The organism is Virgibacillus salexigens (assembly GCF_000723585.1).
Classification (GTDB): domain Bacteria; phylum Bacillota; class Bacilli; order Bacillales; family Amphibacillaceae; genus Virgibacillus; species Virgibacillus salexigens.
In genome coordinates this window covers 1,191,641-1,212,477 of record NZ_CCDP010000001.1, presented here as the reverse complement: position 1 = coordinate 1,212,477, position 20,837 = coordinate 1,191,641, and the positions used below count along the sequence as shown (strand labels likewise).

At 37.9% G+C, this 20,837-nt stretch carries 20 protein-coding genes; 7 read left to right on the top strand and 13 right to left on the bottom strand.

Annotation, left to right across the window (positions count from 1 at the left end):
* The 7 genes from BN990_RS05405 to BN990_RS05375 all read right to left on the bottom strand — a co-directional run bounded on the left by BN990_RS05405 (position 1) and on the right by BN990_RS05375 (position 9,651).
* Positions 1-1,548 (bottom strand): 2-isopropylmalate synthase, encoded by a 1,548-nt coding sequence (locus BN990_RS05405; RefSeq protein ID WP_038242836.1) that lies wholly within the window; start codon positions 1,546-1,548, stop codon positions 1-3.
* The gene (gene ilvC / locus BN990_RS05400) at positions 1,535-2,578 is read right to left on the bottom strand and encodes a ketol-acid reductoisomerase (protein ID WP_021289255.1); all 1,044 of its coding nucleotides are present in this window, start codon (positions 2,576-2,578) and stop codon (positions 1,535-1,537) included. Before ilvC ends, BN990_RS05405 begins: the two co-directional genes overlap by 14 nt.
* A 26-nt stretch (positions 2,579-2,604) precedes the next feature.
* Positions 2,605-3,123, bottom strand: a complete 519-nt coding sequence (ilvN, locus tag BN990_RS05395) for an acetolactate synthase small subunit (protein WP_021289256.1) — start codon at positions 3,121-3,123, stop codon at positions 2,605-2,607.
* Positions 3,120-4,841 (bottom strand): biosynthetic-type acetolactate synthase large subunit, encoded by a 1,722-nt coding sequence (gene ilvB, locus BN990_RS05390; protein WP_038242830.1) that lies wholly within the window; start codon positions 4,839-4,841, stop codon positions 3,120-3,122. Before ilvB ends, ilvN begins: the two co-directional genes overlap by 4 nt.
* A 789-nt stretch (positions 4,842-5,630) precedes the next feature.
* Complete coding sequence (gene ilvD / locus BN990_RS05385) at positions 5,631-7,316, bottom strand: dihydroxy-acid dehydratase (RefSeq protein ID WP_038242828.1); 1,686 nt, start codon at positions 7,314-7,316, stop codon at positions 5,631-5,633.
* 260 nt (positions 7,317-7,576) lie between these two features.
* The gene (locus BN990_RS05380) at positions 7,577-8,638 is read right to left on the bottom strand and encodes an NAD(P)H-dependent flavin oxidoreductase (RefSeq protein WP_038242827.1); all 1,062 of its coding nucleotides are present in this window, start codon (positions 8,636-8,638) and stop codon (positions 7,577-7,579) included.
* Between the two features lie 185 nt (positions 8,639-8,823).
* Entirely contained in the window at positions 8,824-9,651 is an 828-nt protein-coding gene (locus tag BN990_RS05375; protein ID WP_158295220.1) for an aldo/keto reductase, read from the bottom strand.
* Between the two features lie 135 nt (positions 9,652-9,786).
* Between BN990_RS05375 and BN990_RS05370 the strand changes: the two genes are divergently transcribed.
* From BN990_RS05370 to BN990_RS23580, 3 genes are read left to right on the top strand one after another with little or no spacing between them, the layout of a single operon-like run.
* Positions 9,787-10,092: a hypothetical protein gene (locus tag BN990_RS05370; protein WP_038242825.1), complete on the top strand. Its 306-nt coding sequence runs from the start codon at positions 9,787-9,789 to the stop codon at positions 10,090-10,092.
* On the top strand, positions 10,059-10,319 hold the full coding sequence (locus tag BN990_RS22805; RefSeq protein ID WP_148530685.1) for a hypothetical protein: 261 nt from the start codon (positions 10,059-10,061) through the stop codon (positions 10,317-10,319). The genes BN990_RS05370 and BN990_RS22805 overlap by 34 nt, the downstream gene beginning before the upstream one ends.
* Positions 10,255-10,431 carry a TrkA C-terminal domain-containing protein gene (locus tag BN990_RS23580; RefSeq protein ID WP_148530684.1) on the top strand — a complete coding sequence of 59 codons (177 nt, stop codon included), beginning with the start codon at positions 10,255-10,257 and terminating at the stop codon, positions 10,429-10,431. Before BN990_RS22805 ends, BN990_RS23580 begins: the two co-directional genes overlap by 65 nt.
* Positions 10,432-10,622: 191 nt before the next feature.
* On the opposite strand, the gene BN990_RS05360 is transcribed toward BN990_RS23580, so the two are convergent.
* The 4 genes from BN990_RS05360 to BN990_RS05345 all read right to left on the bottom strand — a co-directional run bounded on the left by BN990_RS05360 (position 10,623) and on the right by BN990_RS05345 (position 15,009).
* Positions 10,623-11,984, bottom strand: coding sequence for a GntP family permease (locus BN990_RS05360; RefSeq protein WP_074436633.1), 1,362 nt, complete (start codon positions 11,982-11,984; stop codon positions 10,623-10,625).
* A 156-nt stretch (positions 11,985-12,140) separates the two neighbouring features.
* Positions 12,141-12,452 carry a hypothetical protein gene (locus BN990_RS05355; RefSeq protein ID WP_021289264.1) on the bottom strand — a complete coding sequence of 104 codons (312 nt, stop codon included), beginning with the start codon at positions 12,450-12,452 and terminating at the stop codon, positions 12,141-12,143.
* 88 nt (positions 12,453-12,540) lie between these two features.
* Positions 12,541-14,064 carry a sodium:solute symporter family protein gene (locus tag BN990_RS05350; RefSeq protein ID WP_021289265.1) on the bottom strand — a complete coding sequence of 508 codons (1,524 nt, stop codon included), beginning with the start codon at positions 14,062-14,064 and terminating at the stop codon, positions 12,541-12,543.
* A gap of 75 nt (positions 14,065-14,139) precedes the next feature.
* The gene (locus tag BN990_RS05345) at positions 14,140-15,009 is read right to left on the bottom strand and encodes an N-acetylneuraminate lyase (protein ID WP_038242823.1); all 870 of its coding nucleotides are present in this window, start codon (positions 15,007-15,009) and stop codon (positions 14,140-14,142) included.
* Positions 15,010-15,220: 211 nt separating this feature from the next.
* Between BN990_RS05345 and BN990_RS05340 the strand changes: the two genes are divergently transcribed.
* The 4 genes from BN990_RS05340 to BN990_RS05325 are packed head-to-tail and all read left to right on the top strand — an operon-like array spanning position 15,221 to position 18,209.
* A complete protein-coding gene (locus BN990_RS05340; RefSeq protein WP_021289267.1) occupies positions 15,221-15,913 on the top strand; it encodes a FadR/GntR family transcriptional regulator in 693 nt (230 codons plus the stop codon).
* Positions 15,910-16,587, top strand: a complete 678-nt coding sequence (locus BN990_RS05335; protein ID WP_021289268.1) for a FadR/GntR family transcriptional regulator — start codon at positions 15,910-15,912, stop codon at positions 16,585-16,587. The genes BN990_RS05340 and BN990_RS05335 overlap by 4 nt, the downstream gene beginning before the upstream one ends.
* Positions 16,588-16,597: 10 nt before the next feature.
* Positions 16,598-17,485, top strand: a complete 888-nt coding sequence (locus tag BN990_RS05330) for an ROK family protein (RefSeq protein WP_038242822.1) — start codon at positions 16,598-16,600, stop codon at positions 17,483-17,485.
* Positions 17,486-17,531: 46 nt separating this feature from the next.
* A complete protein-coding gene (locus BN990_RS05325; RefSeq protein WP_021289270.1) occupies positions 17,532-18,209 on the top strand; it encodes an N-acetylmannosamine-6-phosphate 2-epimerase in 678 nt (225 codons plus the stop codon).
* Between the two features lie 259 nt (positions 18,210-18,468).
* Here BN990_RS05325 and BN990_RS05320 read toward each other — a convergent pair whose 3' ends face one another.
* Positions 18,469-19,662: a Ger(x)C family spore germination protein gene (locus BN990_RS05320; protein WP_074436630.1), complete on the bottom strand. Its 1,194-nt coding sequence runs from the start codon at positions 19,660-19,662 to the stop codon at positions 18,469-18,471.
* A gap of 170 nt (positions 19,663-19,832) precedes the next feature.
* Positions 19,833-20,687, bottom strand: coding sequence for an ROK family protein (locus BN990_RS05315; RefSeq protein ID WP_021289273.1), 855 nt, complete (start codon positions 20,685-20,687; stop codon positions 19,833-19,835).
* Positions 20,688-20,837 lie beyond the last annotated feature (150 nt).

The following is a 20,837-nucleotide window of genomic DNA, read 5'->3' as shown; positions in this document are numbered from 1 at the left end:
TTAATTTGATTTCACTGTCTTTTTCTTTTCGGTATTTTGATGAATGATAAACCGATTGATTGCATTTAAATATGCCTGAACAGATGCTTCCATTACATCTTGAGCAGAACCTCTGCCATTAACTGTTTTACCATTTACAATTAATTGCACACGCGATTCAGCTAATGCATCTTTCCCCCCACCAACAGAGTTAATTTGGTAATCAATCAACTTTGTTTCTTCCTCTGTCAGTGAATCCAATGTCGTATACAGCGCTTCTACGCTGCCTTGTCCGGTACATGCTGTCTTTACTGAATTTCCCGAAGGTGTAGTCAATTCAATAGCTGCTGTCGGGATATTGTTTGAGCCGTATTGAAGTTGGAACATTTTTAATTGATACTTTTCAATAGATGTCGTGTCTGTTTGTACTTCAGTAACAATGGTAAAAATATCATCATCGGTAACTTCTTTCTTATGATCTGTCAGTTGTTTAAATAGCTCAAAAGCCTTTTTAATATTGTCCTCAGAAACGTCCATTCCGAGTTCTTCTACTTTGTCTTTAAAGGCATGTCGTCCAGAATGTTTTCCTAGGAACAATGTGTTTGCGTTAACTCCGACCAGCTCTGGCGTAATAATTTCATAAGTGGATGCATGCTTTAACACTCCGTCTTGATGAATACCAGATTCATGGGCAAAGGCATTTCTACCAACTACTGCCTTATTTGCTTGAATATACATGCCTGTTAATTTTGCAACCATATCGCTAGTACGTTTGATTTCCTGTAAATTAAGATTCGTTTGATACGGATAGAAATCTGAGCGGACTTTTAAGGCAACAGCAATCTCCTCCAAAGATGCATTACCAGCACGCTCTCCGATTCCATTTATCGCTCCTTCTACCTGGGTCGCCCCATTTTCAACAGCAGCGATTGAATTTGCTACCGCCATTCCTAAATCATTGTGACAATGGCAAGACAACGTTACCTGATCAATATTCGGAACCGTCGACCGAATAAATTGAAACATATTGCCATATTCTTGAGGAGTGGTATAGCCTACAGTATCCGGTAGATTAATGACAGTTGCTCCAGCATCGATAACTTTCTCAATAATTTGTGCAAGAAAACTCCAATCTGAACGCGAAGCATCCTCAGCAGACCATTCAACTTGCGGGAATTTTTTCTTCGCATAAGCTACCATTTCCACTGCTGTTTCAATTACTTCGTCGGGTGTTTTCTTTAATTTATACGTCATATGAATCGGTGAAGTAGCTAGAAAAATATGCACACAAGGCTCATCAGCACCTTTTAATGCTTCCCAAGCAATATCAATATCCGATTTTGTTGTCCTTGCTAATCCTGTAACAGACGTATTTTTGATCGTATCCGCTATCGCTTTAACGGCTTGAAAATCACCTTTGGAAGAGGCTGGAAATCCAGCCTCCATTCGATCCACACCTAATCGTTCTAGCTGTTTGGCAATTTCTAATTTTTCTAGCTGATTAAGGTTTACACCTGGGGATTGTTCACCGTCTCTCAATGTGGTATCAAAAATTTTAATTTGTGACATGCACTTTCACATCCTTTTGTTTATTTTGAGTTGCTTGCAAAGGCTGTTTAACAAAAGGCATTAACTCTCGTAACTCCTTCCCTACTTTTTCAATTGGATGCTGGTTTTCTTTCACATTAATTGCGTTGAATTGTGGTCGATTTACTTGATTTTCGAGAATCCACTGCTTCGCAAACGTACCTGTTTGCACGTCGTTAAGAATCTCCTTCATACGCTCTTTTGTCTCTTCATTAATTACACGTGGTCCTGACACAAAGTCTCCCCATTGTGCAGTATCAGAGATGGAATAACGCATATTCTCCAGCCCACCTTCATAGAGAAGGTCAACAATTAATTTCATTTCATGCAGACATTCAAAGTATGCAACCTCTGGTTGATATCCTGCTTCGGTTAACGTTTCGAAACCTGCTTTGACGAGACTTGTTAGTCCTCCGCAAAGTACTGCCTGCTCGCCGAATAAGTCCGTTTCCGTCTCTTCTTGGAAGGATGTTTCTAAAATACCAGCTCGTGCTGCTCCAATACCTTGCGCGTAAGCAAGTGCAATGTCAGTAGCATTACCCGATACATCTTGGAACACACCATAAAGTGCCGGAACCCCCGCTCCTTCTTCATACGTTCTGCGTACAAGATGCCCTGGACCTTTAGGTGCGACTAAGAAGACATCCACGTTCGCTGGAGGAACAATTTGATTAAAATGAATATTAAATCCATGTGCAAATGCGATCGCATTTCCAGCTTGTAAATTAGCTTCAATACTCTCTTTATAAACTGCTGTCTGTTTTTCATCCGGTAATAAAATCATCACTACATCCGATTGCTTCACCGCATCTGCTACAGATAATACAGTAAAACCATCTTCTTCTGCTTTCGCTTGTGATTTACCAGGACGTAGACCAACGACAACATCATAGCCGCTTTCTTTTAAGTTAAGGGCATGTGCATGACCTTGTGACCCATAACCAATGACAGCAATTTTCTTATCCTTTAGAACCTCTGTTTTTACATCTTTTTCATAAAGTACTTTTGACATAATATATTCCTCCTCAAAATTATTAATTAAATAGTAAATGAATTTAATTCAGTAACTTGATTGGGCTGCTGCCCGCGTAAAAAGGCAGTTACTCCTGTTTTGGTTAACTCTTTGATTCCGTAGGGGCGAAGTAGCGCAATTAACGCTTCTACTTTATCTGGTCTGCCTGTTACTTGTATTGTCAGACTATCTCTACTTACATCAATAACAGTTGCGCGAAAAGGAGTTATTATCCCTTGAATTTCTGCGCGAAGCTGGCCACTTCCACCTACCTTAATCAGTGCTAATTCTCTTGCTACAATAGCTTTTTCTGTGATATCTGAAACCTTCAGGACGTCGATCTGTTTATTTAACTGTTTCGTTAATTGCTCCAGTTTTTGATGATCACTAACCTCAACTACAAAAGTCATTTTGGAAAGCCCTTCTGTTTCTGATGCACCAACCGAGATACTTTCAATATTGAATTGCCGTTTATGGAGCATGCCGGTAATTCGATTCAGCACCCCACTTCGATCTTGTACCGTAGCGGTAATGATACGCCTCATTTGCTCACCCCAATCATTTCATGAATCCCTTTTCCAGGAGCAATCATTGGATATACACATGTTTGTTGAACTACTTGACAATCAACGACGACAGGCCCGTCAAAACCAATTGCTTCCTCCAGCACTTCCTGAACATCTTCCTCCTTATTCACCCTCATTCCTCTTATGCCATAACTATCGGCTAACTTCACAAAGTCTGGATTTTGGACAAATAAAGATTCAGAATAACGTTCTTCATAAAAGCTCTCCTGCCATTGTCGAACCATCCCTAATGCTTGATTATTTACGATTAAAATCTTGATTGGAAGATTCCGTTCTTTTACGACTGCCAACTCTTGCGCAGTCATTTGGAACCCACCATCCCCCACAACCGATACAACTAATTCACCTGGCGCCCCTAACTGTGCACCAATCGCCGCAGGGAACCCAAAGCCCATTGTTCCTAGCCCTCCGGATGTAACCCAGCGATTTGGTTTTTCAAACGAATAAAATTGTGCTGCCCACATTTGGTGCTGCCCAACATCTGTTGTTACAATCGCTTCTCCATCCGTGATCTGGTGTACACGTTCCAGTAGCCATTGCGGGGAAATCTGTTGATCCGATCGTTCATACCAAAGCGGATAATCCTGCTTATATCGAGCTAACCGCTCCTTCCACACTAGTTGGTCACCAAGTTCTACGGATCTCTTCAGTAACGCTTCTAATGCTTCTTTTGCGTCTGCAACAACCGGGATTTCCGTCTGAACGTTTTTTCCAATTTCTGCAGGATCAATATCAATGTGAGCAACTTTGGCATGCGGTGCAAAATGTTTAAGATTACCAGTTAATCGATCATCAAAACGAGCTCCGATGTTAATTAATAGGTCACATTCGTACAATCCCATATTTGCTGCATACGTTCCATGCATTCCAGCCATTCCAAGCGATAGTTGATGCGAGCCTGGGAAACACCCCAGTCCCAACAATGTATTGGTAACTGGTAAATGATATTTCTCTGCAAATTCAATTAATTCATTCGTGGCTTTTGCAAAAATCACCCCTGCACCAGCTAATACAATCGGTTTCTTGGCACGACTTAATGCATCTGTTAGTTTAATAATTTGTAAAGGGTTCGGTGTTTTATTAGGTTGATATCCCGGTAATTCGAAATGACTTCCATAGACCGCTGTCGAAAGCTCAGCTGAGATATTCTTTGGAATATCCACGACAACCGGTCCTGGTCTGCCAGTTGAAGCAACATGAAATGCTTCTTTTACAATCCCTGGAAGTTCGGATAATTGATTGACCTGATAATTGTATTTTGTAATTGGTGTTGTAATCCCCATAACATCCGCCTCTTGAAAAGCGTCCGTGCCTATAACACTACTTGCCACTTGACCGGTAAATATGACGATAGGCAATGAATCCATCATAGCGTCTGTAATACCAGTAACTAGATTCGTTGCTCCAGGACCAGAAGTTGCAATTACAACCCCGGGTTTACCCGTAACACGAGCATAACCTTCAGCTGCGTGAATGGACCCTTGTTCATGACGAGAAAGCACATGTTCAAACTGAGCATTAGAACGATAAATCGCATCATAGATTGGTAATACAGCACCACCGGGATAACCAAAAATCGTATCGACCTCAGCTTCGACTAATGCGTTAATTAATACATCCGCACCTGTCATTACTTTCTTTGCACTTTCCAATTCATGCTTTGCCTCAACCTTCACTGCTGCATGCCTCCTTTAGTAATCATTTGTATAGAAAATCCTCGTTCTCATGGAACCTAAGGATCATTCAACCTTTTTTCATAAGTTTTTGCTGAAATAAAAAAGACGCCTTCTATCCCATAACTGCACATTCGTTTACAGTGATTGGGGAGAAAAGCGTCTTCTTTTCACGGTACCACCCAGGTTTTTAGTATCCTCGCGAACACTAACTCAACAAGACCAATATATTGGTCTCAATTGATAACAGGTACAGGTAAGCAGTACCTGGCCGGCCTATTAAGTAAACTGTTCAGTCCGGCACTCAGAGATGATGTCAGAATATAGTGTACTTCCGGGCTCACAGCAACCCCGGATCTCTGCAAATACACAAGTTATATTCCTTTTTTCCCGTCATAGCGTTATTTTTATAAAATTGTGAACTTTTTATTTTCATTGTTCTTACAGTCAATTAGGCGCTGTTAAAATTAATAAGTTAATATTGCCGTTAATCATATACCGTTTTCGAACAAGAGTCAACAGATATTTTTAAGTTTTTTGATATTTTTGATTTGCGAATTATTTTGGATGCGCTTACATATTTAGTGTGCATAGCATCTTTGTCTTTATTACATTTTCTTTACAAACCGATATATTGATTTAAACACCTAGTTTTATTATATTTATTAACTTTTTCACTTCGTAATATATCAGTTATTATTTTTTGTTATTTAAACCAATTTACTACAATTAATATATTGATATACAAAAAGGGCCTCTTACCTAGATAAGCCCCTTTTTGTAACCACTATTCTATTTATTTAAGTAATCCGTTACTGCACCAACGGATGAACAAGCAACATTATGTGCGTATTTACCTAACACTCCTTTTCTGTATAAAGGTGGAGCAATCCAGTCTTGTTTTCTTCGTTCCAATTCAGTTTCTGAAATCTCAAAGAAAATTTCCTTCTTTGTTGAATCAATCGTTACAAGGTCTCCCTCTCGTAAAAAGGCAATTGGCCCGCCGGATTGGGCCTCTGGAGCAATATGCCCAACTACTAAACCATGAGTCCCTCCAGAGAATCTACCATCGGTTAATAGAGCTACTTTTTCTCCTAAGCCCTTGCCAACTAGAATGGAAGAAATAGATAACATTTCCGGCATGCCAGGACCACCCTTTGGTCCTACATAACGAATAACAAGCACATCACCTTTATTAATCTGATTATTCATGACTGCTGCTGTAGCCTCTGTTTCCGTGTCAAAAACCCTTGCAGGACCTGTATGCCGACTCACCTTAACACCAGAGACCTTTGCTACCGCTCCTCGAGGAGCAAGATTACCCTTTAGTACGATCAATGGGCCATCTTCTCTTTTTGGCTTATCAAAAGGCATGATAATGTCTTGACCTTCTAATAATGACGGGGCATTTGCTAAGTTCTCCGCTAACGTTTTGCCAGTTACAGTTAGACAGTCCCCATGTAAGTATCCAGCTTCGTATAACAACTTCATAACTGCTTGTACCCCGCCAACACGATGAAGATCTTGCATAACATATTTACCACTTGGTTTTAAATCAGCTAAATGTGGTGTTTTCTCTTGGATACGATTAAAGTCGTCAATCGTTATATCTACTTCAATTGCATGTGCAATTGCTAATAAATGTAAGATTGCATTGGTTGATCCACCCAAAGCCATAACGACGGTAATGGCATTTTCAAAAGCTTCTTTCGTCATGATATCTTTCGGGTAGATACCTTTTTCTAATAATTGATAGACTGCTTGTCCAGCTTTGGAACAATCTTCTGCTTTTGCAGCTGACTCCGCCGGATTTGATGAGCTTCCAGGTAAACTCATTCCAATTGCTTCCATTGCCGATGCCATGGTGTTCGCTGTATACATTCCTCCACAAGCACCTGCGCCTGGGCAAGCATGACATTCGATTGATCGTAATTCACTATCATTGATATCGCCATTATTATGTCTTCCAACACCTTCAAATACAGACACAATATCAATATCTTTTCCATTTACAGAGCCTGGGGCAATCGTACCACCATAAACAAATACAGCTGGTACATCAGCATTTGCTATAGCGATCATACAGCCTGGAATATTTTTATCACAGGCACCAATTGCAACAAAACCATCTAAATTTTCTGCACCAACCACTGTTTCAATCGAGTCACCGATTAAATCCCTGCTTGGTAAGGAGTACCTCATACCTTGCGTTCCCATTGATATCCCATCAGAAACGGTAATTGTATTAAAAATTAAAGGAACACCGCCAGCTTCCCGTGCTCCTTTCTTTGCCTGTACAGCCAAATCATCAATATGTATGTTACATGGGGTAACTTCACTCCATGTACTAGCTATTCCAATCATCGGCTTTTGAAAATCTTCATCTGTTACTCCTACAGCCCTCAGCATGGCACGATTCGGGGCCTTCATTGTCCCTTCACTAAATACTTTACTCTTTATCCGTAAATCTTTTCCCACTGGATTTCCCACCTTTCTTTCGAATTATTATATGCCTAATTATCGAATAGTTCAATGAATTTATTTAATTGGTATTAATTAAAATTTACCACCTCATATAGTTAGAGGGACAAAAAAGGCTTAACGCCATGGATTAGCGTAAGCCTTTTGTTATATGGATATGATCATGCCCTTTTTACACACCCAACCTGGACACAAGTATGGAAAACTGGTGATAACAAAGTACTAGGGGCAATAATTATATAAGTATATGATTAGCTTCATTTTATTCGCTCATCAATTTGTAAGATCCACTTTGATATCATCTCCCCAGCTGCTTGTTGTCTGCTTAATCTTGGGCCTTGACCACTCCATAAATGCATCCATTCTGGTCGATTTTGGTTAGCTGCTTCTCTACGTATCTCTTTCGTCAATGCATTTTGAATTGGATAGCTTGGTAGGTCTTTCTCATATGCTGCCATCTCTGTTATAAATTGATTCTTTATTCCTCTTGCTGGCTTGCCGCTGAAGGCGGAAGTAATTACTGGCTGTTCTTCTGTCGTATGTAAGATCGCTTCTTTATGTTGTTTTTTTGCACCGCTTTCTAGGCAAGTCAGAAAAGCAGTACCCATTTGTACAGCTTGAGCACCCAAAGTAAGTGCTGCCAATATACCTCGACCATCCATTATTCCACCTGCTGCAATAACTGGAATAGATACCTGGTCAACAGCTTGAGGTACAAGTGCCATCGTTCCAATCATCGCATCCTCAAATTCCCCTAAAAATGTTCCACGATGACCTCCTGCTTCACTCCCTTGCATAACCACCATATCCATCCCGTTTACTTCGTTTATCATTGCTTCTTGTACAGTAGTTGCTGTACCAATTAATAACAAATGATGTTGTTTGAGTTTTTGAATGGTTTCTTTATCAGGTACGCCAAATGTAAAACTGCAAATTGGTACCCCTTCTTGTAAAAGAATCTCTAATTGTTTTTCATAATTCGATGAGGAAGGTTGCTTCACTTCTGGTTTGGTTAGTTGTAATGCTTCTCGATAAGGTCGTAACCATTCATTTGCTTGGTTAATAGCTTCTGTATCCACATTCGGAATTTCCGGGATGAATAGATTTACCGCAAAAGGTTGATCTGTAAGTTGTTTAATTTGTTTAATCGCTTGTTGCATCGTTTCTGGAGTCATATATCCTGCCCCTAATGTACCAAGTGCACCACTATTCGAAACAGCAGCTACTAACTCGGGGGTGGTAACACCTCCTGCCATTCCAGCCTGTATGATGGGATACTGGACACCTAGCTTCTTCGTTATTTCACTCCTATACCACATCCATTTCTCCTCCTCTATACATGTGCTTTCCTTTTCCTATTCAGACATATCCTTCATCTCATTATAACGATAAATCCAGGGACGATGAAGTCTTCTTTTTCGATTAACGTAACACAAATATGGAGATAGCCAAATAAATAGCCTCCCGATAATCGGAGGCTATTTATCATACCTGACCCTATTGATCAATCAAAACGATCTGGATTTGAACCACTTCGTTCATTTATATTTAGATTAGTTATTTGCTTCATTTCTTCTTTTGTTAAAGTGAAATCAAAAATCGATGCATTTTCAATTATACGATGTTCTTTTGTTGATTTAGGTATCGTAATAACCTCATTCTGAATATCCCACCGTAAGATAACTTGTGCAGCGGTTTTATTATATTTTTCACCTATTTGTTTTAATACAGGTTCATCAACCAAGCCACCTCTTTTAAGTGGAGACCATGCCTCTAATTGAATGTCATGCTTTTTACAGAAAGCATGGAGAGCTTGTTGAGTTAAATGTGGATGATATTCTACTTGATTTACAGCTGGTTTAATCATGCAACCATCCATTAAATTTTCTAAATGATGTTGATGGAAATTGCTAACACCAATGGCCCTGATTTTCCCCTCTTTATAGAGCTCCTCCATTGCCATCCAAGTGTCCTTGTATAACCCCTTTACTGGCCAATGGATAAGATAAAGATCCAAAAACTCTAAACCTAACCTTTCCATACTATGATGAAAAGCTTTTCTCGTATTCCCATATCCTTGTTGATCATTCCAAACCTTTGTTGTGATAAACAATTCCTCTCTCGGAATACCTGATTCTTGAATCGCTTCACCGACACCCGTTTCATTATCATAGAACGAAGCCGTGTCAATACTGCGATAGCCATGTATAATTGCGTTTTTGACTACATCCTTTACTGTACTTCCATCTTCTACTTTATACACACCTAAACCAAACCCAGGCATTTTCACATTATTATTTAGAGTTATCGTATCTTGCAAATGCTTCATCATATATTCAATCCTCCATTAGTTTTGCTACTTATATTTTAAAGGAAAACATTCATCGTTAAAATGAATAAGTCTATAACGCGATGTGTAGCGTGTTCAGAAACCGGGTACAGTAAATGGTATTAAAGGGTGTGAAACATGTTACCAGAATTATTTCATTCAAATTTATTTATTCTTGCAGTATCGATTATCCTTATCATTAGTATCCTAGGTATTCAATTTTCTGCACGTATCAATTCACCATCTTTGGTCTTTTTTATTATCATCGGCATGATACTTGGAAGTGACACGATTGATGTCTTTGATTTTCGTGATCCGGAAATCGCTCAACTTATTGGAATGATGGCATTAGTTATTATTCTATTTGTTCTTGCTCTATTCCTATGCTTGCTGACTTACAACACAGTCAATTGTATTTCAATATTATTTTCTTTATTGTATTAACTTCTACAGTTATTCAAGGAACAACGATTCCATTATTCGCCAAAAAATTAGGACTATCGCAACCAGTTGGTACAAACCCATTGCATACCTTAGACCTACTATCTGTTGGCAAAAAGGAACTTAGTATCATTGAATATCAAGTTGGTGAACAAAATAAAATTAATGGACAAGTCATTGCAACGATTTCCTCCTGCAGCAAATATTATTATCATTCTAAGAGACGGTGAGACGATTTCACCTACTGCAAAGACCAAACTGTTCCAAGGTGATGTCCTTTATATCTTGGCGCCCGATAATAATAGAGAAGATCTTGATCTTGTGTTACGAGAAGAAAACTAACGAGGCTGTGATGATATAATTAGCTAAGAATATGCAGGTGACTGAAGCAAAAGGTGACTGTGGCCGTGCCCGCGGAAGGCAGACACCTGTAGTCTAAGTCAAACGTATAATAGTCAGGCAGATCATCCATCATTAGGTGATTTGCCTGACTTCTTTCTTTATTACCAGGATTTTGTCCCAACCTCATCTGTTTAAACAAAGATGGACCACAAGAGGAATGTGATAATAAATGCAACCAATCCTTGGAATAATGTTGCAGCTGTTTGTGCTTTGTAGGCTTGTGTTACCGTCATCCCACTAAATTCCTTAACGACCCAGAAATAACTGTCATTCACATGGGAAACAACCATCGCCCCAGCTCCAACGGCCATTACTACTAAAGCAAGTGGAACAGCACCCGTAATCCCCAAATCAGGTAAAAGTGGAGCAATTAATGTAGATGTAATGACAATTGCCGCAGTCGATGAACCCTGTGCCGATTTTAAAGCAGCAGCAATTAAAAATGGAATAATTAGAAACATCGCGCCTGTCCATAACGTGTTTTGACCAAAACTCTGAATATAATCTGCAATTGGTGTGGTGCTAATGACTGTTCCAAATGCACCACCAGCACCGGTTATCAGTAATATTGGAGCCGCTTCTTTAATGCCGATGCCTATCCATTCTGTTAATGTTTCTTCATCATATGAGGGCAGCAGTGCAAAGGCAAATAGTACCCCAACCAATAATGCAACCACCGGTGAACCAAGAAATAAGAAGATAGATGCTAATGTACCATTCCAACCAGCAAATGTTATAATCGAGCTTAATCCAATTAAGATAATCGGTACAATAATTGGAGCAAACGACTTTGCGGCAGAAGGCATCTCGCCAAATGCCTTCACAATAGCCTCATAATCATATGCCTCTTCTTCTTTATCTTCTCCCTCTACTTTCATCTTTGTGCCAACTTTGATTGCCCAAAGATAGCCGGTAAAAATCACCGGAATAACCACAATAATGCCAATGAGAATAATCGTACCCAAATACGCTTCTGCACCAATATTACCAGCTGCCGCAATTGGTCCTGGAGTCGGTGGTACTAAAGTATGCGTAGCAAATAAGCCCGTTGATAAAGCAATAGTCATGGAGGTGACCGCAACCTTTGCTTTTTTTGCCAGTGCTTTTTTTAAAGAAGATAAAATAACAAACCCTGAATCACAAAATACCGGAATACTAACAATCCCGCCAATTAGACTCATTGCCATCTGCGGTCGTTTTTCGCCAACAATTCGCAATACAACTTCAGCCATTCGTAAGGCAGCACCTGACTTTTCTAATATCACACCAATGATTGTTCCGAAGATAATGACCAGACCAATACTGCTCATTAATCCACCAAATCCACTATTCACAGCTTCAACTACATCTGATAATGGAAGACCTGCAACAATGCCAATTGCAAAAGCTGCGATTAGTAAAGATAAAAAGGGATGAAGTTTCATCTTTGCTGTAGCAAAAATAACAAATAAAACACCCAGAATAATAACAAAAATAAGTCCTAATCCTTCCACGTTGTTCCTCTCCTTCTCTCTGATGTTTGTTAGCGTTTTCAATTGTTACATTATTATATTATCATCCATTCTGTATATAGACCAATGGAAGTTTTAATCTTCATCTTTCCGTAAGCATAACAAAAGCACCATCGATAAATCCGATGGTGCTCTCCATTAGCTATGTTTGTGACTGTGTATTGTTTCCAGATACTTCGTTTCTGATTTGGTGTGATCATGTACATCACAATAATATACGATTGTCTCAACCTTTTGAGATATTTGGCATGTGCGCTTGTGTTTCATAAAATTTTTCCAATATGTAAATTCATGGGTACCTGTATCAATAATATTCGTATCTCTACTATATTCTTGCCAATTATGCGACTTGTTGGAATCATCTTCCGTCGTCTCTGTATGAGCAAGTGCAATAGTTGGTAGGCCTAAAAGCAATAGAGCTAAGCCTATAATAACCAGTCTTTTCCGCATGCCATCACCACTTTATTGTAAATTCTTTGCTTGCTATTTAGTTTTAACAATAAAATCAATATTATTCCTATATAGCATGTAAATGTTTTTAAGAAATATTTTGTTTAACACCTGACTTAATAAAATCTTCATTTTTCGTATAAATCGTTAGTCCGGTAGTGTTCTTGGTGTAAGTCGGAAAAAAGATACTTGCTATATATCCAAAAATGCAGGAAGAAAAGAACGCCATCACACTTACCGCAAATGGTGAAAAACTAGTCTGTTGAATAAAGTAGGATGTAATTGCACTTAATATTAGACCAATAAGTACCCCGGGAGCATTTGCTCTTTTTGTAAAAATCCCAAGAGCAAATATTCCGGCAATTGGAACTCCAAATAATCCAGTCATTGCCAAAAAGAGATTCCATGTTTCCGCTTGATTTGTAGATACCAGGTAAAGCGCAGCACTCATACCAAGAATTCCGGTAATGATTATAACAAGTCTTGCTAGTACCACATCATTAAGCCTCCATGTTTTGTCAAAAAAACGTTGTTTAAAGTCGACAGTTATACAGGCAGAGATACTATTTAAACTCGATGATATCGTCGACTGACATGCCGCAAAAATCGCTGCAATTAATAATCCAGCAACACCAACTGGTAAGGTTGTTACGATGAAGTAAGGAACAATCGCAGAAGTATTAAAACCTTCTGGAAGCGCCTCCACATTTGAATAATAACTAAAAAGAACTGTACCCATTCCATAGAATATTGGAATTGTGATTAATGCTAAAATACCATTTGTCCATAATGACCGATTCGTTTCTTTTATTGATTTTGTTGTTTGATAACGTTGAACAACATCTTGACTAGCGGTGTATTGATGTAAATTATTAAAAATTGATCCGATAAAAATAATAGGAATTGCGGCTGCAGCTGCTCCAAATTTAAAATTATCCGTAGTTATTAATTTATCATTGACCAATGCATCGTTTATTACAGTTGACCATCCACCATTGATCGTTAATATACCAAGGACTAAAACTAAAATTGCTCCTCCAAGTAATAAAATCCCTTGAATGACATCGCTCCAAATAACACCTTCCATTCCACCTAAAAAGGTATAAATAATACAGAGTCCACCAACCACAGAAGCGATTACAATTGGATTAATACTAGAAACGGATGTAATTGCAAGCGTAGGCAGATAAATAACAATTGCTACCCTACCTATATGATAAAGCACAAATAATAGACTGCCGACCACCCGTAACGAAGGTCCAAAACGCTCTTCTAAATATTCATAAGCCGTCGTTACGTTGAGTTTTCTAAAAAACGGAATATAAAAATAGATGAGTATTGGTATAATCGCAAAAATTGCAAGATTACCAGCAGCATACGACCAATCACTTAAAAAAGCTTGTTCCGGCGTTGACATAAACGTAATAGCACTTAATGTTGTAGCGTAAATACTAAATCCTGCTGCCCAGGCAGGAATTTTTCCACTTGCTGTAAAAAAAGCATCCGTATTTTTTCCTGAGCGTTTTGTAAAATATACTCCCACACCAAGCATAGCAACTAGATAAACAATTAATACGATCCAATTTACTGCTCCTAAACCTACCTTATCCATTTCGAGTTCCCCCTTGTTTCATTTTTACGGTGCTGCCGCAGCAACACACGCCTAAGCAGCACCGTTTCTGACATCTTATAGATTAAATGTACTTACTAACTTCTTCACTTCTGCTCGTTTCTCAAAGTTGAATGCTTCAAATGGTTTTTTACAGACTCCGGCATCGATACCCGTAATTTTTAAAATTTCTTTCAGTGTTTGATACAAACCTAAATCTAAAATTCTCTCTATTAAATCATTTGTTATATGTTGTATTTCATATGCTTTTGAAACTTGATCTTCTTGACAAAGTGTAAGTATTTGTTTTGCACGTTTTCCATTAATATTAAATGTGCTTCCTATTGCACCATCAATTCCTGAAATGGCACCATAAATTAACATCTCATCAAATCCCGAGTAAATCAGCTTGTTTGGGTACTTTTTTCTTAGACGCTCTAATAAATAGAAATTCCCATCTGTAAATTTAACCCCTATTACGTTCTCGTTTTGGAAAAGTGCTTCAAATTGATCCAATGACATCGAAATACCTGTTAAAGCAGGAATAGCATAAATAATCATATTATTCTTCGTTTCATTGATAATTGTTTCATAGTAATATTTTATCTCATCGAATGAAAACTTATAATAAAATGGAGTAACAGCCGATAAGCTGTCATAGCCTAAATCTGTCGCATATTTCCCTAACGCAACAGCTTCATTTAAATTAATCGACCCTACTTGAGCTATCAGCTTTACTTTCCCTTTATTTTCTTCACTCACTATTCGAAACACTTCTTTTTTTTGCTCGGTAGACATCATAAAATTCTCTCCAGAACTACCATTCACATATAATCCATCCACTTTTTGTTTATCAATATTTTGTCTAATGATCTCACGTAATCCTTGCTCTTTTATGTCTCCGCTTTCATCAAATGGTACGAGTAGAGCAGAAAATATTCCCTTCATGTTGTCCCCTCCGATAATGTATTGATTTATAAACTTAATCAAGTTATAATATGGTCAGACCAATTTTAGTTAAACTCATCATAATTTCCTTATCCATAAAAGTCAACCCTTTTTCGTAAGGGGTTTCCTATTCCAATATGATATGATATGGATAACAATCATCACAAACCTAACTATATCAATGGTTTTGTGAGTGGATGAGGAGATTAGAATGAAAGCAAAAAAACAATCATTAGTGGAAGTAGTTATCGAAAGAATTAAAAAATCCATTATCGACAATAATCTTAAACCAAATGATAAATTTTTGTCCGAAGGAGAATTAGTCGAACAACTACAAGTCAGTAGAACCGTTATTCGAGAAGCGCTAATTTCTCTTCAAGCTCTAGGCATTCTTAAGGTTAAGGCTGGAGGCGGTGTATTTGTTGCAGATACAAAGCTCTATGCAATTACTTCTATCTTAAAACATCATTATGAAACCTACGGTGTAAAAATCAAAGAACTTGTGGAAATACGTAAAATAATTGAGCTCGGAGCGCTTCGTTTAATAATTGAAAAAAACATAGATGTTAATCTAGAAGCATTTTACGGTATTAATCATTCCTATTATCAATCGATCATTAATAATAACAATACAAATCAATATGATAATGATTTCCATCAGTTACTAATAAAAACAACTCAAAACGAAACGTTCTATCATTTCAGCGAAATTATCAATGAATATTTCTTATTGGCAAAGATGGATTTATTTCAAAAAGAGGAAGATCTTATGAAGTCCTACGATGAACATACGCAAATAATTAAAGCAGTTGCTGAAAAGGATTTGACGAAAGCACAGCAAACGATAACACAACACTTCAATCCTATATTCACATTTATAAAACAAATGGAGGAAGAATCGTGAAGATAGAACCAATCCAGAGTATGGAGAGAACCTCACTTAAAAAAACAGTTATTCAGGAGATTAAAAACTATATTATCGAAAACGAATTGTCGTCTGGGAATAAACTTCCCACCGAGCGAAGACTAGCTGAGATGTTTCAAGTCAGCAGGTCTGTTGTACGTGAGGCTTTAAGCTATTTAGAAAATACAGGAGTAATAACGACCACGCAAGGAAAAGGAGCTTACTTAAATGAATCAAATATTGACACTCTTTTAAATAGCTTCTTTTTTCTTTGGCAGATAAACGGCGGCAATATTGAAGATATTATGAGCCTGCGTATTATGTTTGAATCAAGTGCCGTAGAAGAGATTGTAAAACAAGAAAACCGTGAAGAAATGGAAACGATTCAAGCACTCCTAATCAAGAGTAAAGATGCTGATACCATGGAGGAATATAGAAATTTTGATATGTTGTTCCATAAACAATTACTTAAAGCAACAAGAAACCCACTTTTTATACAAATGACCAATATGATTAATAGCTACTTTTTTGAAACCGAGTACATCCAACTTAGTCTAGAAGAATATCAGCAAGTTATTCGTGAGCATCAATCCATCATAGAAGCAATTAAAAACAAAAATGCTGAATTAGCAAAATCATTGTTGAATAATCATATAAAACGAGCAAAACTATAGGGGGCTTTAGATGGAATATTTATCAATCGATATTGGTGGAACGTATATTAAGTACGCCCTCTTAAACGAAAACTTAGAATTAAACGATCATAGGAAGGAACAAACCAAAACTACTAGTAAACAAGTTTTATACCAACAAATAGAACAGATTATTAAAGAGATACAGAACGAATATAACCTATCTGGAATTGGGATCAGTACTGCTGGTATTGTGGATAGATACATTGGCAAGGTTGTTTATGCTGGACCAACTCTCCCTTTCTACAAAGGGATGGAATGGAAACAGCCTTTAACCAAAAAATTCAGTATACCAGTTGTCGTTGAGAATGATGTGAATGCAGCATTATTGGGAGAAATCTGGAAAGGCTCTATGATAAATAAAAACAATATCTTCTGCATCACTATTGGTACTGGAATTGGTGGAGCTTACTACAAAAATCACTTAATAGATGGAGCAAATCAACAAGCGAATTCTGTGGGCTACTTATCATATGACCCTACTACAGGAACAAACTACGAGTCCAGAGCTTCTACCAATGCACTTATTTCAACAATAAAGGAACATCTTGATGATACTGTTACCCCAGAATCGTTATTTGAACGTGCAAAATTGGGGTGTCACAAATGTTTAACTATTATTCGTAACTGGGCAAAGGAAATAGCAAGTGGCTTGGCACAGATTATCCTACTATATGATCCAGAGTATATCGTGATTGGTGGTGGCATTTCCAAACAAGGTGATTATCTATTAAATTTTATTCAAAAAGAAATACATCACTATTTGCCTAAACATTTTCTAAAGACAAAGGTAAGGATGGCTGCTTTACATAATCATGCAGCGTTATATGGCGCCATCTACCCTTTTTTAAAAACAAACGCGGAAGCGTCTTTGCATTAATCTACTTTTAAAAAGGATGAAGAACTTTAGATAAGGAGTTGATCGAATGCTAGCGCAAGTTAAAAATGGATTAATTGTTTCTTGTCAGGCTTTACCTGATGAGCCTCTACATAGCTCCTTTATTATGTCGAAGTTGGCACTTGCTGCTTTTCAGGGTGGTGCCTGTGGGATAAGAGCCAATACCAAAGAAGATATCGTAGAAATAAAAAAGGAAGTACCACTTCCAATAATCGGTATTGTAAAGAGGGATTACCAAGGCAGCTCTGTTTTTATAACAGCAACGAAAAAAGAAATTGATGAATTAATAGAGAGTGGTTGTGAAATGATCGCTATGGATGCTACAGATCGGCGAAGGCCCAAATCAGCGACAATTAGGGATATAATTAAACATACAAATCGATCAGCTCCCCATGTTGAGCTAATGGCGGATATAGCTACCGTTGAAGAAGCTATATCTGCACAAAAATTAGGATTCGATTGTATTTCAACCACACTTCACGGATATACAGAAGGAACAAATGGAAAGAAACTATACGATGATGACTTCTCCTTCTTAAAGAAAGTTATCGAACACGTTTCTATTCCTGTAATCGCAGAGGGGAATATTGTGACTCCTGATATGTACAAACGATGTAAAGAAATTGGCGCTTTTGCATGTGTAGTAGGTGGTGCAATTACTAGACCAAAGGAAATAACGAAACGATTTATCAATGTATGTGGTTAAGTCATACGGCAACTTCTACGAAAACAACCTCTGCTAACTCGGGTATGCAACAAGCAATTCCCCCGATTGGAACAGCACGACCTGTGCCGTTCCTGCAGATTTCTCAACATGCTCAACTGTTTCATTTTCCTGTTTATAAAATCCTATAGAAAGAGACAAGAACCCGAATACAATAATACGTATTCGGGTTTACTGTTATTTTATTTCGAAATTGCTCTTGCACCTGCCTCATCTGACAACGTGCTTCAATCAGCTAGCTTTAACGAGAATTTCTATTCCCTTTCGTATTGGTTACTTTATCTGCCGAACCAACCATTTCAATTTTTACATCTGTTGACACATGGATCGAGCTTTGTGAGAAATAATTTTCCCCCGTTTCCCAATTATCCTTAACCTTTGACCAAAACCCATAATGATATGTGTATAAGAATTCTCCAATCCCAAGTATATCCGTATGCAATTCATCTTGTGCTTTTGCTATTACTTGGTAGGACATGGCCTTTACCTTTTCTTCAATGGCTTTTTTTACCTTTTTCAGGTATGCATCATTTAAAACACTCATATCCCCTATTCTTTCGGTGATTCTTCCCTCTAAATCAATGGTTATAGCAATTTCTGCCGTATTTTTATGCTTATTTACTAGACGGATGGACGGTTTAATATCACTTAATTCAACAGCAACCATTTGACCATCGATCTTAATTTTAATTGGTCCTCCTTGGTTATGTTGTGTTAGGAAGTTTAATCCTTTTGATTCTTCATCCGATAATGAATCAACCATTTTATGGCTCATTCCTTGAAATGCAGCAGCATCTTTATATTGAATGTAATTTTTATCCGTCATGTTTACTTTAGGGATGACAAAACTTTGATTGCCTAGGAGCATCTCTTGAACTTCTCCAATATGTACTGGTTTCATTGATTCTGTATTTTTATATGCATTATCCATGAGCGATTCCAAATACAAAGCGGGAAGATGTTCATTCTCCACTTTTGAGTTTAAGATTTCTTTAGCTCCACCATCTGCAATGACTAACTTTATCGAACGTCTCATCTCATGATCTCGAATAAAGTAATCCACAATATTTGCAATTAAATTGGGCTCTTTCGCTAATTCTTCAGAAAGAATGAGTACTTGCATATGAGAAAAAAACAAGGCATGGCTGGTTATTGTAGACATTTGCCTAGTTAACTCAAACAAGCTTTCTCCAGAAGCTGATATATTGGAATATGCTTTTTTACTGCCACCTCCTCCTTTTAAAGGGGAACCAAACTCGGAAGGAACAGCTGCTTGGTGTGTCAGTTCTAATACATACGAGCCGTCAGGTTTTTTTTCTTTTAAATCAATAGCGGATCCAATAACGAACCCTCTATCTTCAATTTCCACACGATCCCAACAACCTGTTAGGAATATGCAACAACTGAGTACGATAACGATATGCTTTTTGCCCACTCATACCAAATCCCTTACCACGTTAAGCTATAATTCCAGCATTTTTATGGTTAACTTGTCCTCAATGAGAAGGAGATATGCATAGCAAAACAATATAAAAAACTGCACCAAAGCGGGGCAGTCTCTAGCAAAAAAAGTATTCAAAATGCATTCACTTTATATATTTTTTCTTATTCCATGTACGTAAGTGCAATAGCGCCTTTTATCCCCTGCTCATCTGATAACGTTGGAGCTGTGATAAAATCTTCTAGATTACCTAATTCCACATAATTATTCATTAGCTGTGAAAAGTAATTACGAATACGCTGATATAATTCATGCTGTTTCATAACGCCGCCACCAATAATAACTCGTTCGGGAGATAATACAAGCGTATAGTTTATAATCGCTTGTGCGAGGTAAAAAGCTTCTAACTCCCATACCTCCTTGTGACTTGCAAGCAATTCTGCTTTTTTACCATATCGCTTTTCAATGGCTGGGCCGGACGCTAGACCTTCTAAGCATGCACCATGAGAGGGGCAAATGCCAGCGAAATAATCATCCGTATGTTTTTGAATCATGATATGTCCCATCTCTGGATGACTTTTTCCTTGATACGTTACGCCATCTTTAACAAAACCAGCACCAATACCCGTTCCAACAGTAATATATAAGCAGCTCTGATCTTTTTGTGCAACTCCATATTTGTACTCTCCTAAAGCTGCAGCATTTACATCCGTATCTAGAAAAAGCGGGACTTGAACATATTCTTTCATTGCAGTTAGTAAATCAAATTGCCGCCATTGTTGCTTTGGCGTATGCAAAATGGTCCCGTAAGAGGTACTCTTCTTGTCCAAATCCACTGGTCCAAAACTTCCAATTCCAATAGCACGTATAGAGAATTCAGAAAAATAGTCACGTACACGCCTAAGTGTTTCATCCGGAGTTGTTGTAGGAAAGGTTACCTTGTCAATGATTTCCCCTGATCCTTTACCTACTGCACAGACAAACTTTGTACCGCCAGCTTCAATACCACCTGTTAACATACATGCTCGCTCCTCACTAAATGTTTATGTATGGGAGACAATGAATTCTGCATGACCATTCAATTTGATATGTTTGTATGCCGCGATGCAGAATAAAATGGTCTCCTTTTTCAATCGCAAATTGTTTTATCACGCTACATTGTAGAAAAT